The 17,263-nt window shown below is 66.1% G+C and carries 8 protein-coding genes; 7 read left to right on the top strand and 1 reads right to left on the bottom strand.

Going from position 1 to position 17,263, the window contains the following annotated elements; translation table 11 throughout:
- The first annotated feature begins 69 nt into the window (after positions 1-69).
- The 5 genes from OOT43_RS03760 to OOT43_RS03780 are packed head-to-tail and all read left to right on the top strand — an operon-like array spanning position 70 to position 4,320.
- Positions 70-1,509 (top strand): DUF6513 domain-containing protein, encoded by a 1,440-nt coding sequence (locus OOT43_RS03760; RefSeq protein ID WP_266023374.1) that lies wholly within the window; start codon positions 70-72, stop codon positions 1,507-1,509.
- A 3-nt stretch (positions 1,510-1,512) separates the two neighbouring features.
- Positions 1,513-2,103, top strand: coding sequence for a DUF447 domain-containing protein (locus OOT43_RS03765; protein ID WP_266023375.1), 591 nt, complete (start codon positions 1,513-1,515; stop codon positions 2,101-2,103).
- Positions 2,100-2,912, top strand: coding sequence for a (5-formylfuran-3-yl)methyl phosphate synthase (locus OOT43_RS03770; protein ID WP_266023376.1), 813 nt, complete (start codon positions 2,100-2,102; stop codon positions 2,910-2,912). Before OOT43_RS03765 ends, OOT43_RS03770 begins: the two co-directional genes overlap by 4 nt.
- Positions 2,913-2,944: 32 nt before the next feature.
- A complete protein-coding gene (locus tag OOT43_RS03775) occupies positions 2,945-3,964 on the top strand; it encodes a quinone-dependent dihydroorotate dehydrogenase (protein ID WP_266024827.1) in 1,020 nt (339 codons plus the stop codon).
- Positions 3,961-4,320 carry a VOC family protein gene (locus tag OOT43_RS03780; RefSeq protein ID WP_266023377.1) on the top strand — a complete coding sequence of 120 codons (360 nt, stop codon included), beginning with the start codon at positions 3,961-3,963 and terminating at the stop codon, positions 4,318-4,320. Before OOT43_RS03775 ends, OOT43_RS03780 begins: the two co-directional genes overlap by 4 nt.
- A gap of 16 nt (positions 4,321-4,336) precedes the next feature.
- Here OOT43_RS03780 and OOT43_RS03785 read toward each other — a convergent pair whose 3' ends face one another.
- Complete coding sequence (locus OOT43_RS03785) at positions 4,337-4,930, bottom strand: UbiX family flavin prenyltransferase (RefSeq protein WP_266023378.1); 594 nt, start codon at positions 4,928-4,930, stop codon at positions 4,337-4,339.
- Positions 4,931-5,142: 212 nt separating this feature from the next.
- On the opposite strand from OOT43_RS03785, the gene OOT43_RS03790 reads away from it, so the two are divergent.
- Together OOT43_RS03790 and OOT43_RS03795 are read left to right on the top strand one after the other, a co-directional pair.
- Positions 5,143-8,241 carry an efflux RND transporter permease subunit gene (locus tag OOT43_RS03790; protein WP_266023379.1) on the top strand — a complete coding sequence of 1,033 codons (3,099 nt, stop codon included), beginning with the start codon at positions 5,143-5,145 and terminating at the stop codon, positions 8,239-8,241.
- 264 nt (positions 8,242-8,505) lie between these two features.
- On the top strand, positions 8,506-17,250 hold the full coding sequence (locus tag OOT43_RS03795) for a type I polyketide synthase (protein ID WP_266023381.1): 8,745 nt from the start codon (positions 8,506-8,508) through the stop codon (positions 17,248-17,250).
- The last annotated feature ends 13 nt before the right edge of the window (positions 17,251-17,263 follow it).

Raw genomic sequence — 17,263 nt, forward strand, 5'->3', positions numbered from 1 at the left:
GGACCGGCGCGGCCGCTTTGCTATACTTCCTCCCCCTCGCACCCATCCCGGACATTCCCGCACCCACCCATGGCGGAACACATCCTGTTCCTCACCGGCAAGCTGGCTGAAAAGCAGTTGCACCGGATACTCGAGGAAATGGCGCCGGAATTCGCGTACACGGTGCACCAGCTCGGCCTCAGCGTGGCCGCGCTGATGACCGCGGACATGATCCGCCGGCGGCTGAAGGATACCTATGGCGCCGACCGCATCCTGGTGCCGGGCCGCTGCCGCGGCGACCTCGAAACTCTGTCCCAGGACCTGGGACTGCCGGTGGAACGCGGGCCGGAGGAACTGCGCGACCTGCCGGAATTCTTCGGCCGGGCGGCCAGGAAGCCGGATCTCAGCCGCTACGACCTAAGAATCTTCGCCGAGATCGTGGACGCCCCCAACCTGGACGTGGACGGAATCCTCCGCCAGGCCGCCGACTACCGCAACCACGGCGCGGACGTCATCGACATCGGTTGCCTCCCCGCCACGCCGTTTCCCCATCTCGAAGCAGCGATCGCCGCGCTCAAGGCGGGAGGGTTCCGGGTCAGCGTGGATTCGCTGGAAACCGACGATCTGGTGCAGGGCGGCAGAGCCGGCGCCGATTATCTGCTCAGCCTGCACGAAGACTCGCTGTGGGTCGCCGACCAGGTCCCCGCCATCCCCGTCCTGATCCCCGCCAGGCATGGCGATCTGGATTCGCTCGACCGCGCCATCGCCGGCATGCGAACCCGCGGCAAACCGTTCCTGGTCGACCCCATCCTCGACCCCATCCATTTCGGCTTCGCGGATTCCCTGGTGCGCTACCACGAAACCCGCCGCCGCCACCCGGATGTCGAGATCATGATGGGCGTTGGCAACCTCACCGAACTGACCCACGCCGACACCGCCGGCATCAACGCCATGCTGCTCGGCGTGTGCTCGGAGCTGGGCATACGCGCCATCCTGGCGACCCAGGTCAGCAAGCATGCGCGGCGGGCCGTGGCCGAAGCCGATCTGGCGCGGCGGATCATGCACGCGGCCCGGGAACTCAACGCGCTGCCCAAGCACATGGGGGACGGCCTGATGGCCCTGCACGAACGCGCTCCTTATCCCTACAGTGAAGCGGAGATCCGGGAGCTTGCCGAAGCCATCCGCGACCCCAGCTACCGGATACAGATCAGCGCCGAGGGCGTGCACATCTTCAACCGGGACGGCTTCCACAGCGCCACCGATCCGTTCCAGCTCTATCCCTCACTGAGCGTGGAACACGACGGCGGACACGCCTTCTATCTCGGGGTGGAACTGGCCCGCGCTCAGATCGCCTGGCAGCTCGGAAAACGCTATGCCCAGGACGAAGCCCTGGATTGGGGCTGCGCCGTCGATACGCAGGACTCGAAGAGCAGCGGAGCTGACTCGAAGAGCAGCGGAGCTGAATCCGCGGTCGACCCGCACGCCTATAAACCGGCCGGCACCACGCTGGCCAAACCGACGGGTGACTGAACCATGATCCGCGAAACCGTGGTGACCACGGCCGCCGCCGGAGAGGCCGCGCACATCGCCCCCATGGGCATCCACGTGCTGAACACCGACTCGAAGAGCAACGAAGCTCAATACCTCGTCATGCCGTTTCGGCCCTCCCGGACCCTGGACAACATACTAGCTTCCGGCTGCGCCGTGATCAATTACAGCGACGACGTCCGCATCTTCGCCGGCTGTCTGACCGGCCGCCGCGACTGGCCGCTGGTTCCGGCCGAACGCGTCGCCGGCCAGCGTCTGGATGGTGTCCTGGCGCATGCCGAGCTCGAACTGAGCCGGGTAGAGGACGATCCGGAACGGCCGCGCCTCTACTTCCGCGTGGTGCACGAGGCCAACCACGCGCCGTTCCGCGGCTTCAACCGCGCCCAGTTCGCCGTACTGGAGGCCGCCATCCTCGTCAGCCGCCTGCACTTCCTGCCCTGGAGCAAGATCGAGCGGGAGCTGGATTATCTGCGCATCGGACTGGACAAGACCGCCGGCCCGCGTGAGCTGGAAGCCTGGAGCTGGCTGATGGAAGCCATTGAGGCGCATCAGACCGGCCGTGAGGAAATCGAATGACCGGCATGCTCGCCAGCGTCCGCAACCTCGCCGAGGCGCGCCTCGCCCTGAAGACGGGCGTCGACATCGTCGATCTCAAGGCGCCTGAGCACGGCAGCCTGGGCGCCCTGCCGGCGGACGAAGTGGGCCGGATCGTGGCCGAAATGGGCGGCACGGTGCCGGTCAGCGCCACTATCGGCGACCTGCCGCTGGACCCGGACCCGATCTGCCGCGCCGTGCTGGAGATGGCGGCCACCGGGGTGGATTACGTCAAGATCGGCATGTTCCGCGGCGGCGACTGGGGCTCCACCCTGGTCACCCTCTCGCACCTGGCCAGCCGCGGCACGCGGCTGGTCGCCGTACTGTTCGCGGACAATCTGCCGGACTTCGACTGGATCGCCCGGCTGAAAAAATCGGGTTTCGCCGGCGTCATGCTGGACACCCAGGACAAGACCCGAGGATCGCTGACCGGGCTGCTCGATCGTCCGACCCTGGAACGCTTCGTGGACGAAACACAGGAGCAGGGTCTGCTGTGCGGCCTGGCCGGTTCGCTGCGCAGCGCCGACATTCCCGATTTGCTCACGCTCCAGCCCGATTACCTCGGCTTCCGCGGCGCGCTCTGCCACAGCGCCCGGCGCACCGCCGACCTCGACCCGGAAGCCTTGGCAGCCGTACGCCAGATGATCCCATCCGCTCATCCCCTCCCCTTCTCATGCCAAGCGTCGTGCCCTGGCACCCTTCGGATAAAGGCAAATCTGCTCCCGGCAGATTTGTCCCAGAGGGAGAGGGGAGCAAAGTCCCTCTCCCTCTGGGAGAGGGATTCAGGGTGAGGCCCCGTAACCTGCAACCCTCCACCCTCCCCATGTACGAAAATCTGCTCCGTCCTCTGCTGTTCCGCCTGGACCCGGAAACCGCCCACGAACTCAGCCTGTCCGCGTTGCGGCTGACGGCCAAGCTGGGGACGGCGAATCCGTTGCGGCAAACCCTGCCCGCCAGCCCGCGCACAGTCATGGGGCTGGACTTCCCCAACCCGGTCGGCCTCGCCGCCGGCCTGGACAAGAACGGCGACTGCATCGACGGGCTGGCCGCGCTCGGCTTCGGCTTCCTCGAAATCGGTACGGTCACGCCGCGCGCCCAGCCCGGCAACCCCAGGCCGCGCTTGTTCCGGCTGCCGCAAGCCGGCGCTATCGTCAACCGCATGGGCTTCAATAACGCGGGCGTCGAACACCTCATCGCCCGCGTCCGGCAGACCCGCTACCGCGGCATCTTAGGGATCAACATCGGCAAAAACCTGACAACTCCGGTGGAGCGCGCGCTGGACGATTACCGCGCCGGGCTTAAAGCGGTCTATCCGTATGCCCACTACGTCACCCTCAACGTGTCCTCCCCCAACACGCCGGGCCTGCGCAGCCTGCAATTCGGCGCCCAGCTCGACGAATTGTTGGGCGGGCTGATGCAGGAACGCGAGGAGCTGACCGGAGAACACGGCAGGCGGGTGCCGCTGGCGCTCAAGGTCGCGCCGGACATGGAGTCGGAGGAGATCAAGGCGCTAGCCAGCGCCCTGGTCCGCCACGGGGTGGACGCGGTCATCGCGACCAATACCACGGCTTCGCGGGACGGCGTAGAGGGGCTGAAACATGCCGATGAGGCCGGCGGTCTGAGCGGCAAACCGTTGTTTTCGCGTTCGACCGAGGTCGTCGCCCGGCTGGCCGATGCCCTGCAGGGCCGGGTCCCCATCATCGCCTGCGGCGGCATCTTTTCCGGCGCGGATGCCGTGGCGAAGCTCGGCGCCGGCGCCAGTCTGGTGCAGGTCTATACCGGCTTCATCTACCGCGGCCCGGCGCTGCTGCCCGAAGTCGGCCGAGCCCTCGCCGCACCGTGAGCTACGTTGCGCTGGCGACCCGGCGATTCGAGACTTTGACGGATTTCTACGGCGAGGCGCTCGGTTTCGCCGTCTTGAAACAATGGGATCGCCCGAACGGCCGCGGCTGCGTGTTCGACCTGAACGGATTGAAACTGGAAATCCTGGATGCCGCCCAGGAAAAGGCGGCCTTGGAACTCGGTCCGGTCGGCGACCGAATCCATCTGGTAATCGAAGTCGCAGACGTGGATGCCGTATACCGGAACCTAGCGATCGACGCTCCACCCCCGGTCACGACGAGCTGGGGCGCCCGAACGTTCGCGCTGCGCGATCCCGACGGCACGCCTGTACACTACCTGCAATGGACAAACGAATAGGCTTTGCCCAGGCCCCTCAGATATCGGCAGCGCCGGTGTCGATATCTTCCCCCCAGCGCTTGGCCCGGCCCACGTCGATGTCGAATAAATCCAGCACCCGGCACACGGTGTCGGTGACCATGTCGTCGATGGTCTGCGGCCGGGTGTAAAAGGCCGGCACCGGCGGCATGACGATCGCGCCGCATTCAGTCACGGCGAGCATGTTGCGCAGATGGATGGCGTGCAGCGGGGTTTCCCGCACCAGCAATACCAGCCGCCGCCGCTCCTTCAGCACCACGTCGGCGGCACGGGTCAGCAAGGTGCTGGTCACGCCGGTGGCTATCTCGGCCAGGGTGCGCATGGAACACGGCAGGATCACCATGCCCGCAGTGCGGAAAGAACCGCTGGAAAGCGCCGCGCCGACGTCGTTGGCGCCGTAGCTCACGCTGGCGAGCCCCCTCAGCGCCGCGGCGCTCAGCTCCAGCTCGTGCGCCCGGGTCAGATCGGCGGCCCGAGACACCACCAGGTGCGTCTCGATCCCGGTCTCCTTCAGCAGCTCCAGCAGCCGCGCGCCATAGATGATTCCTGTGGCGCCGCTGATGCCGACGATGAGGCGTTGGGGTTGTGGCATGGCAGGCTGGCTTCCAATCGGTAGGTGAGACTCGATTGTATCCCGAGCCAATCTCCGATTCCCGCCCTCGGTTGGCGGCGCGGGCAGGAAAGCCGGATTTTGCTAAACTGCCGCAGCCACCTTGGATCGAGCTGACTTCGGACTCGAAGAGCAGCGGAGCTGATTTCCAGGAGTTCTCGGCCACCCTGCGATAAACCACAGACTGCTCCCCCATGATCGAATCCCTCATCCGCGCGGCCCTCCGGCAACGCCTCGTCGTCGTGATCCTAAGCTTGTGCCTGCTGGGCTTCGGGATCGCCGCAATGCAGGAACTGTCGGTGGATGCCTTCCCCGACGTGACCAATGTCCAGGTCCAGGTCGCGGCGGAGGCGCCGGGGCGCTCGCCCGAGGAGGTCGAGCGCTTCGTGACAGTGCCGCTGGAAATCGCGATGACCGGCCTGCCGGGCCTGACCGAGATGCGTTCGGTCAACCGCAACGCCCTGTCCCAGATCAACCTGGTGTTCAGCGACGACACCGACGTCTACTTCGCCCGCCAATTGGTGCTGGAGCGGCTGATCGAAGCGGCTGCCCAGTTGCCGGAAGGCATCACGCCGGTGCTGGGGCCGGTGTCGACCGGCCTGGGCGAAGTCTACCAGTTCACCCTGGAGCGCCCGGACGACCGTGACCGTGTCCTGACCGAGCAGGAGCTGACCGAGCGCCGGACCATTCAGGACTGGGTAGTCCGCCCCTTGTTGCGCGGCGTCCCCGGCGTCGCGGAAATCAACTCGATCGGCGGCTTCGAGCGGCAGTACCAGGTGCTCGCCAACCCGGACCGCCTGAGGCATTACGGCATCTCGCTCAAGGACATCTACACGGCCCTGGCGCTCAACAACGCCAACAGCGGCGGCGGCAAGCTGCCCCGCTATGCCGAGCAGTACCTCATCCGCGGGCTGGGGCTGATCGAGAACATCGAGGACATCCGCAACATCGTGCTCAAGGAAAGCGGCGGCACACCCGTGTTCATCCGCGACGTGGCCGAGGTGAAGATCGGCCACGCGGTGCGCTACGGGGCCGTCATCAAGAACGGGCAGACCGAGGCCGTGGGCGGGATCGTGATGATGATCCGCGGGGGCAACGCCAAGCGCATCGTCACGGAACTGAAGGAACGGATCCGCGAGATCAACGACAAGGGCATGCTGCCCGGCGGCCTAAAAATCGTGCCTTACTACGACCGCACCACGCTGGTGGACGCTGCCGTCCACACCGTGACCAAGGTGCTGATCGAAGGCATCGCGCTGGTCGTCGTCATCCTGCTGCTTTACCTGGGCGACGTCCGTTCCAGCCTGATCGTGGTGGCGACCCTGGTGGTCACGCCGCTGGTGACCTTCATGGTCATGAACCGCTATGGCATTTCGGCCAACCTGATGTCGCTGGGCGGGCTGGCGATTGCCATTGGCATCATGGTCGACGGCTCGGTGGTGGTCGTGGAAAACACCTTCCGCCACTTGGGCGAAATGAAGGATACCGGGGAACCCAAGCTGCAGGTGGTGCTGCGCGCCGCCGCCGAGGTCGGCACGCCGGTATTGTTCGGGGTCGGCATCATCTGCCTCGTGTTCCTGCCGCTGATGACCATGACCGGCCTGGAAGGGAAGCTGTTCGCCCCGCTGGCCTACACCATCGCCATCGCGCTGTTTATTTCGCTCATCGTATCGCTGACCCTCTCGCCGGTGCTGTGCGCCTACCTGCTCAAAGGCGGGGCCGAGCACGACACCCGTATCATCGCGGCAATGAAGCGCCCCTACCTCGCCCTGCTGCGGGTTGCGCTCGGCCGGCCGCGGACGGTGGTCGCCACGGCCCTGGCCCTGCTGGCCTCGAGCCTTGCGCTGTTCCCCTTGCTGGGCACCTCGTTCATTCCCGAGATGAAGGAGGGTTCGATCGTCACCGGCATCAACCGGGCCCCCAGCATGTCGCTGGACGAATCGATCGAAATGGAGACTGAGGCGATGCGGCTGGTCATGCAGGTTCCGGGCATCGAACGCGCCGTGTCTCAGCTCGGCCGCAGCCAGAACCCGACCGACACCCAGCCGGAGAACGAATCCACCCCCATCCTTACCCTCAAGCCGAAGGACGAGCTGCCGCGCGGCTGGGACCAGGACGACGTGATGGACGCCCTGGCCGAGAAGCTCAAGGTGCTGCCGGGCGTTCAGGTCGTGATGGCCCAGCCGATCTCGGACCGGGTCGACGAGATGGTCACCGGCGTGCGGTCCGACATCGCCATCAAGATCTTCGGCGATGAACTCGAGACGTTGAAGCTCAAGGGCGATGAAATCATCCGGGTGCTCAACTCGATCCGGGGTTCGGCGGACATCCGGATGGAGCGGGTCAGCGGCCAGCAGTACCTCACCATCGACATCGACCGCTGGGCCATCGCCCGCCACGGAATCAACGTGCAGGACATCAACGACATCATCGAAACCGCGATCGGAGGGCGCGACGCGACCCAGATCTATGAGGGCGAAAGGCGGTTTCAGACCGTGGTAAGGTTTCCCGACGGCTTCCGCGGCAGCCAGGAAGCCATCGGCAAGATCATGCTGGAATCTCACCATGGCGCGCTGGTGCCGCTGGAGCATCTGGCCCAAATCCGGCTGACCGACGGCCCGGCCCAGATCAGCCGGGAAATGGCCAAGCGCCGCCTGGTGATCGGTGCCAACGTGCGCGGCCGCGACCTGGGCGGTTTCGTGGCCGAACTGCAAAAGGCCGTCGGCGAAAAGGTCAAGCTGCCCGAAGGTTATTACCTCAAGTGGGGCGGCCAGTTCGAGAACCTGGAGCGCGCCATGAATCGCCTGCTCGTCATCATTCCAATCACCATCGCGGCGATCTTTTTCCTGCTGTTCCTACTGTTCAATTCGCTGCGATTCGCCAGCCTCATCATTCTGGTCCTCCCCTTCGCCTCCATGGGTGGGATTTTTTCCCTGTTCGCCTCTGGCGAATATCTGTCGGTGCCGGCTTCGGTCGGCTTCATCACGCTTTGGGGTATCGCGGTGCTGAATGGCGTCGTCCTGGTTTCCTACATACGGAGTCTGCGCGAAACCGGCATCGACTGCGAAGCCGCCATCGTCGAAGGCTGCAAGCAGCGTTTCCGGCCGGTCATGATGACCGCCACCGTCGCCATGCTGGGCCTGGTGCCGTTCCTGTTCGCCACCGGCCCCGGTTCGGAAGTCCAGCGGCCGCTGGCCATCGTTGTGATTGGCGGCCTCATCACCTCGACACTGCTTACCCTGGTGGTTCTGCCAACCTTATACCGGTGGTTCGAAGGCCGCTTCTCGCCATAGGTCGCAGCGACACCCTGCCGGAAGAACCTCGGGCTCCGCCGGCAATCCTTTTGCACTCCCATTATTCCCCGTCACTTCCTTCCCCATAATGGGGCTGCCGGCTCCATTTCAGTATGTCCCTTGAATTCCTCCGGATTCTTGTTACGTTGAACTTCGACGCAACCCCCGCTAGGTCACGTTGGCGTCTCAAAGTTCCATCGTAAAGCTAGCATCATCTCTCATGCCCAATCCTGGGCAGTTCCTTTTTTCAGGAGGACATACCCAATGCGTACCGAAACCGCTCAACCGATCGCCGTTATCGGCATGGCCTGCCGCTATCCCGGCGCCGGAAACCTGTTGCAACTGTGGGAAAACATTCTTGCCCGGCGCCAGCAATTCCGCGAAATGCCCGATGTCCGGCTGCCGCTAGGCGACTATTACGACCCGGACCCTGCGGTCTCCGATAAAACCTATGGACGCAAAGCCGCGGTCCTCGACGGCTTCGAGTTCGATCCCGGCAGCTACCGCATCCCGAAGTCGACGTTCGATACCACGGACATCGTCCATTGGCTTTCGCTGGCCACGTCCCTGGAGGCGCTGAGCCATGCCCGCGTCAGCCGCGATTCCCTCCCGAAGGATACCGCCGGCGCAATCATCGGCAATACCCTGACGGGAGAGGAAACCCGCGCCGGCACGATGCGGCTGCGCTGGCCCTTCGTCCGCAGGGTGCTACGGAAGACGGCGGAGGCGCGCGGCCTCCCCGAAGACCTGATGCAGGAATTCGAAACCGCGATGGAGGAGGTCTACAAGTCGGTGTTCCCGGCAGTGAACGAAGACACGCTGGCCGGCAGCCTGGCCAATACCATCGCCGGCCGCATTTGCAACTACCTCGACTGGCACGGCGGCGGCTACATCGTTGACGGGGCCTGCTCATCGTCACTGCTGGCGGTGGCCACCGCCGCCGATTACCTGCAACAGGGCAAGATGGACTTGGCGATCGCCGGCGGCGTCGACGTGAGCCTCGACACGCTCGAACTGATCGGCTTCGCCAAGGCAACCGCCCTCACCCGCGACGAAATGCGGGTCTACGACCGGCGCGGCAAGGGATTCATTCCCGGCGAGGGCTGCGGCATGGTGGTGCTGAAACGGCTGGAGGATGCCCGCCGGGACGGCGACACGGTATATGCGGTATTGCGCGGCTGGGGCGTGTCGTCCGACGGCCGCGGCGGCATCACCGCGCCCAGCGCGAAGGGCCAGACCCAGGCGCTGCTGCGCGCCTACAGGGCGGCGGGCTACGCCCCCCAGACGCTGGCATTCGTGGAGGGCCACGGCACCGGGACCGCCGTGGGCGACCGCACCGAACTCGAGGGCGTGGCCGGCGCACTGGCGGCTCACGGTCCGGTCGAGGACCACTCGGTCGGCATGACCTCCTTCAAATCCATCGTCGGCCATACCAAGGCGGCAGCCGGCATCGGGGGATTCATCAAGGCGGTGTTGGCGGTCAACCGGCGCGTGGTGCCGCCCACTGCCGGCTGTGCCGAGCCGCACGCCAGCTTCGCCGATTCGGCGCGGGGGCTTTACCCGGTACTGGACGGGCAGATAAAGGCGCCAGGCGAGCGCCTGCGCGCCGGTGTTTCGGCCATGGGGTTCGGCGGCATCAACTGCCACGTGACTCTGGAAAGCGGCGACCCGCCTGCGCCGGAACTCGCCCCCTCCCTGCCGGAGCGGATCCTGCTGGCCAGCCGCCAGCATACGGAAGTTTTTCCATTCTCGTCTTCCGACCCACACTCGCTGCTCCGAACCGTGCGCGTATTTCTGCAGCAGGTCAGAGGAATGGCGGCCGGAGAACTGGTGGACGCGGCGGCCCAGGCGGCGGCCCTGGCCGATGACCGGCCCTGGCGGGCGGCGGCGGTCGCCGGTTCGGTCGAAGAGCTCGAAGCCCGGCTCGAACTGCTGGCGCAGCGGCTGGAGCAAGAGCTCCCGGCGGCGGGCACCTTGTGGCAGGGAGATCAAGTCTGGATCGGCCACGCGGCCGCCCCGCAGCGGGTCGGCTTCCTGTTTCCGGGCCAAGGCTCCCAGCAGATCGGGATGGGCCGCAGCCTGGTGGAGCGTTTCGAATGGGCGCGGGACACCATCGAACGCTCGGACTCCGAATCGGCGGCATTGCGCCCCAACGGCCAGGACGGCCCCCTGAGCCGGTTGTACCTGCGCCCCAGCGAGCGCGATCCGGCGAAAACGCTCGAACCGGCCTGGATGGCGGAGCTGACCGCCACCGAAAACGCCCAGCCTGCGATCTGCACCACCTCCCTTCTGTGGAAACAACGGCTCGAATCGCTCGGCATCCTTCCCGCCGTAGTCGGAGGACACAGCCTGGGCGAACTCACCGCGCTGTCCGCGGCCGGCGCTTATGACACTTCGACCCTCATCCGTCTGGCAACCCTGCGGGGGCTCGCCATGGCGGCGCCGGAAGGCGAGGCAGGCGCCATGGGTGTGCTGGCCTGCGACGCCTCGGCCGCGGAGGCGATCATCGCCCGCGCGGCGAGCGGCTATTGCGCGATCGCCAACGTCAACTCGCCATCGCAGACCGTGATTTCGGGCGAGCGTACGGCCGTGTCCCGCGCCGTCGAGCTGGCGAACGCCGATGGCATCCGCGCCAGCCTGTTGCCGGTATCCAATGCCTTCCATTCGAAACTGGTCGAAAGCGCAGGGGAGAACTTCCGGCGGGGCGCTGACCTCCCCGACCGCGCCGGCGACCTGACCGTGCGGGTATTCTCCAGCATCGACGGCAGCGAAATCGCGTCCGGCGCGGACCTGCGCGCGCACCTGTCCCGCCAAGTCGTATCGCCGGTGAACTTCACCCGCCTGCTGGAAACGATGTCGGACCATTGCGACTGGCTGGTGGAAGTCGGTCCGGGCCGGGTGCTTTCAGGACTGGCGCAAAGCCACGCCGCTGTCCGCGTGCGTCCCTGCCTGCCGGTCGAAGGGCGGCCGGGACGCGACGGCGATTTCAATGCGGTGGTGGCCGAAGCCCATGTTCGCGGACTCGCCCTGCGCTGGGAACGCCTGTACGAAAACCGGCTGGTGCGGCCCTTCGTACCGGCGTCGGAACGCAAGTTCTACGTTGCGCCCTGCGAACGCGAACTCGCCGCCGTCCCCGCCGCCGCAGGGTCCCGCCCCCTCCTGACGGCCGGTCCGCTCCGCCGGATCGAGGGGCAAGCAAATTCCGATCTCGCCCAGTTGTCGGAAACGCTGACGGCGGCCTTCCGCGACGCCGTTCACGCCGAGCACGCCGCGGTGCTGCTGTACGAACAGGCCGAGGATGCCTTGCGGGTCGTCCTGCCCTTCGACGCCTTCGCCAATCGGCTGAGCGCCGCCGACGGCATCTTCGCCGACGTGCTCCGCTCCGGGGCGCCGGAGGCCATCGAAGTGCTGGGGGAAGATCCCCGTTTCCGGGCCGAACTCGAAGCCCTCGGCGTCCCGCTCGAATGGACCGCTCTTTACGTGCCTTTCCCCAGCGGAGCCGGCCACCCTCTCGGCCTGGTTCGCGTCGCCCGACGGCCCGGCGAACCCTTTACCCCAATGGACGCCGAAATCCTGGCCGAGCTGGCGGCGATTGCCGCACCCGGCCTGATCCAGGCCTACATGGCCGAACGCGCCCGCGAACTGCAGGGAATCGAGACGCTGCTGCACGGCGCGGTGGCGAGAGGAACCGCGGACCGGCCCCCGGAGGCAATCATCGGCAACCTGGTGGAATCGGCCAAGGACAGCCTCGGAGCCGAATACGGCGCGATCCTGCTGCACGACCGCGACACCGGCACGCTCCATCCCGCCATCCACGACAAGGCCGAAGTCCTGCGCCTGAGCGCCGAGAGCGGCATCCCCGGCGAAGTATTCGCGACCCGGCGCTCCCTGCATTTGGCCAATGCCCATGCCGACCCGCGTTTCGAGCCGGCGCTCGACCGTCTCGCCGGCACCCGCACCCGCACCGTAGACTGTGTTCCCATCCTGACGATCCAGCATTCTCCGCTCGGCGTGCTGCTACTGGTGAACCGCCGGTTTCCCGGCAACCGGGATTACCTGGCGGAACTGGGTCTGAGAATCGGCGCCCTGCTGGCCAGCCGGCCACTGCTGGACCGCATGCGGGCCGTCTCGGAAGGCCTGAAGGGCGAGATCGTCGCCGAGGTGCCGCGGCCCCCGGCGGAATGGTCACCTGAACCAGTGGCCGCCGCTCCCGAAACCGCTGACGTGACGGCTGCCTCGGCGCGCAGGGTCGTCCTGGAGCTGCTGGCCGAACGCACCGGCTTCGCGATCGACACATTGAAAGACGACGCCCGCCTGATTGACGACCTCAACCTGGATTCGATCAAGATCGGCAGCTTGCTCGGCGATGCCGCGATCCGCCTGGGCGTGCAAGGAAAGATCGATCCGATGCGAATGAACGCCGAGACCGTCGGCAATGTGATCGAGTCCTTCGACGCCGTCGCCGCACCCGCGGCGCCTGCAAAGGCCTCCGCAGTGCCGGCGCCGGCATCGGCGATGGACCTGCTGCTCGGCCTGGTCGCCGAGCGCACCGGCTTCAGCCGCGACTGTCTGGCGCCCGACCAGCGCCTGCTGGACGACCTCAACATCGATTCGATCAAAGCCGGCGCGCTGTTAGGCGACCTCATCCTCAGCACCGGCACCCAGGACCGGATCGAAGCCGCGCCGCTGGCCAACGCGACCCTGGGGGAAATTGCCGCCGCGCTCCAGGCCGCGATCGGCGGAGATTCCGCACGCTGCGAACCGGCGGCGGCTGCCGCAACGGAACCCGCAAGACGCATGCACTGGGTGAGGGCATTCAACCAGGCTAGAGTCGCCGCTCCGCTCCTTTCGCCTTCGGCCGCGACGGAACCTCCAGCCGGCGAATGTCTCATCCTGCTCCCCCAAGCCGGCGTTCCATTCGGAGAGAATCTGGGACGGCGCCTTGCCGCCCGCGTGCTGAATGCGAGGGCTCTGGACGAGGCCCATCTCGCGGACGGCACCAAACGGCTGGTGGTCGTGCTATCGGATACCCATGCGCCGCGCACCGGCTCGGTCGCCGGCGCCGGTATCCACGAGCTCGCGGTGATTCACGGTCTGGCCCGACGGGCTCCCGCCGCCTGGCGAAACCTGAGGAGCATCATCTTCCTCCAGCGCAGCGGCGGCAGCGAGCTGCCGGGTGGCGGGGCGCCCAGCGCCTGGTCCTTCGCCGGCAGCCTTTCGCTGGAACGGCCGGAACTCGAGGTCGGCGTGATCGATTTCGATCCCTCCCTGGCCGCCGATTTCGTCGCCGACCGGACCCTGGCCGAACTGTCCGGACAGCCCGGCTACAAGGCGGTGGAATACGACGCCGAAGGCATGCGCTGGACCCGCTGCATCCGCCCGGTCGAGCCCGAGGACTGCGCGGCGCGCTCGATCGAATGGTCGGCGAAGGACGTGGTCCTGGTCACCGGCGGCGGCAAGGGCATCACCGCGGAGTGCGCGCTGGCGTTCGCCCTTGAGACCGGCGTCAGGCTCGCCCTGGTCGGCCGCTCGCCGGCACCGCAGCCCGGCGAAACCGGAGAACTGGCGGCGACCCTGCAGCGGTTCGCGGAAGCGGGCATCGACTGCCGGTACTACGCGGCCGATGTCGCCGATTACCCGGCAATGGAACGGGCCGTCGCGACGATCCGGGGCGAAATGGGGCCGGTGACCGGCGTGATCCATGGCGCCGGCACCAATACCCCGCGGCCCGTGGCCGAGGTCTCCGCCGAACAGGCCCGGCTCGAAATCGCGCCCAAGCTGCAAGGCGCCGAGAACCTGCTGGCCCTGTTCGAGAACCATCCGCCCAAGCTGTTCGCGGCACTGACTTCGATCATCGGTGTGACCGGCATGAAGAACAACGCCTGGTACGCCTATTCGAACGAAGCGGTGGCGCGGCTGCTCGACGGATTCGCACAAGCCCATCCGGACACGGCGGTAGTCTGCCATGCCTTCAGCGTATGGGACGAGGTCGGCATGGGCGTGAAGCTCGGCAGCGTCCGCCACCTGGGCCAATTGGGCATCGACGCCATTCCGATCTCCGAGGGCGTGCGCCAGTTCCTGCGCTGGATGCGCACCGCGCCGCCGGCACGGGAAGTGATCGTGGCCGCCAGTGCCGACGGCCTTGCCACCTGGGTTCGCCCCCCGATGGCCGAGGCGACCACCCCGCCCGGCCGATTCCACGGCGAGGTGCAACGCTTCGAGGCAGGGATAGAACTCATCACCCAGGTCAGCCTCGACACCCGGCACGATCTCTATCTGGCCGACCACGACTACCGCGGTTCCCTGCTCCTGCCTACCGTCATGGGGCTGGAAGCCATGGCCCAGGCGGTACTGCGGGTCGCCGGGAGTGCGGAGACGGCGGTCGTGCGGATCGAGGACATCCGGCTGGAACGGCCGATCGTCGTGAGCCGGGAACGGCCGCAGCGCATCGAGATACGGGCGCTGGCGCTGGAACGCACGGAGGTCTCTGACCCGGTCGTGGTGGAAGCGTCGATCCATGCCGAACAGACCGGCATGGAACCTGCGCATTTCGCTGCCCGCTTCGTGCTGGGGCGGCGTCGAGACGCCGCAGCGGGAGAAACCGCTCTGCCGCCGCGCCAGTTGCTGGGCATCGTGCCGAAGATCGATCTCTACGGCGGCGTGCTGTTCCAGGGGCCGCTGTTCCAACGTATCAGCGGCGTGGAATCACTGGACGACAGCCATGTCGTTTTCGTGACCGAGGCAAAGGGTGAGACGATTCGTAACCCCGAAGGATTCTCGGATACGGTGCGGGCTCCGCTGGTGCTGGGCGATCCGTTCTACCGCGACACCCTGCTGCAGGCCGCCCAGATATCGCTAACACCGGAAGTCTGCCTGCCGGTCCGTATCGGACGCATCGACCTCTATAGCGGCGATGCGCCCGGCGCCAGCTATCGGGCCGAAGCCAAGGTCGTCGGACGCAACGGCAGCCGGATACTGGGAGAAGTCACGGTGTTCGACGGCCAGAACCGGGTCATCGAGCGCATCACTGGCTACGAAGTGCAGAGGCTGGATCGGCGCGCCGATCTGCCGACCCCGGCCCAACTGCTGGCGCGGGCAAACTTGTCGGACGATCCGGCGCTGCAGAGCGAAGCGGACCAAAGGGCCCGTGAATTCGGTCTTTCGGCCCCATCCGTGATCGTCCGCAACATTCCCAATCTCCATGCCAGCAAGCGCGACAGAAGGCGCGTCATATGCCGTCCGGTCTTTCACGCTGCGGTTCGCGAGGCCGGGCTCCGCTTCGCCGTAGATACCTCGCACCTCGAGGTACGCTGGCTGGAAACCGGCAAACCGGTGCTGTACCGCTCGCACAGCCGGTCGGGAACGGATGCGGCGGGCGGACTCATGGAGCCGGAAGCGGCTTTCGCACCGCTGGAAGTATCACTGAGCCATGACGACGAGGTTCTGCTTTGCGTTGCCGGCATGGGGCTCCAAGGCTGCGATCTGGTGGGTCCAATCCAGCGCAGCCGGGATCAATGGCGTGCGATGCTGAACGCCGGGCTGTTTGCACTCGTCGACCGCCTGGAACGCGAAGGGGACGCACTGGATGAGGCCGGAACGCGGGTTTGGTCTGCGCTGGAGGCGGCTATGAAGGCTCTCGATACCCGCGACATCACGCTGGATATCGAGGCCCGGCATGCCGATACCGTCCTGTTCCGCGCCACCTGGGAAGAGGTCCGGGTGCGGGTCGTGAGCTTCCCGGCAATGGTCGCCGGACGGAAGCGTTGCATGGTAGCCATGGTCGTAAACGGCGGGTCGAATCCGAACGGAAAGGATACGCTCGATCGGGAACAGCGTGACGAGAGCTCACCGGAAACGGCGGAGGACGGACCGGTCCGGGAGGTTGCGGCAGCGACTCAACCCGAGACCGTGGCTGGACGCGATGGATCTTGGACCCGTTGGCTGGCGGCGGGCGGAAATCCCTCCGATTTTCTCCGGGTCGAAACCCATATCGCCGACCCGGATTGCGACCACCATATCGCGTTCCGTTTTCCTCTGGCATTCAAAGATGGCGCCAACGCCGACGGTACGCTTTATTTCTCCCGCTTCTTCGAGTGGATGGGACGGCTCAGGGAAATGGCGCTAAGGCCTGTTTTGGCCCGGCTCACCGACGAATTCACATCGGGCGAGCATGCCTGGGTCACCAACCGTTCCTGGGCATCCATCGAAAGGCCGGTACATGCGGGGGAGATCATGGAGGTGTCATGCCGCTTCCTTGGCCGCAATGGCCCCGGGGATTCGACGGTCGCCGTCGGATTCGAATGGCACCGGGTCCTGCCTGATGGGACGCAGGAGCGCGTGGCAACCAGCCAGATCCAGATGACCTGGGCCAGGGTCGTCTCCCACGGGGTGGTCACGCCCGAACCGTATCCGCCGTATCTCGACGGCTTCTTCCGGGAGCTCGGATCCACGGCCGACGGGTTCGAACAAAATGACCAGCCCAGCCATGTCCCCGCATCGGACCGCATCGGCGCCGCCTTGTGGCGCGAAAAACCGGGGCCCGTCGCCGGCCTGGTGCTTTCCGAGCAGAATGTCGCCACCTCGCCGAATGACGCGAATCTGGTGGGCAATATCTACTATTCGAAGTACTATGAGTTGCAAGGGGTACTCCGGGATGGCTATTTTTACGGCATCGTTCCCGATGCCTATCGGATCGGCGAAGCGCAAGGAGGCTTTCGGTGCATCTTCACCGAAGTCCGGCACCTCCGGGACGCAATGCCGTTCGATACCATCAAAGCCCGTATGTATTTGGCAGGGATCTACCAAAAAGGCGTCGTACTGGCATTCGACTTTTTCCGGCTCATGCCCGGCGGCCGATCGGAAAAACTTGCCACCGGCACGCATGTAGCGGCCTGGAGGGCGACGGCGGAAGCCGGCAGCATCGCTGACCTGCCAGCAGCGCTGCGTGACCATTTGCTCGGCAAAGTCAGGAAAGACATACTGGAGATGAAGAGCAGATCGGCTGCTTGACGGAAACGTCGCT

Source organism: Methylococcus mesophilus (genome assembly GCF_026247885.1).
Classification (GTDB): Bacteria; Pseudomonadota; Gammaproteobacteria; order Methylococcales; family Methylococcaceae; genus Methylococcus; species Methylococcus mesophilus.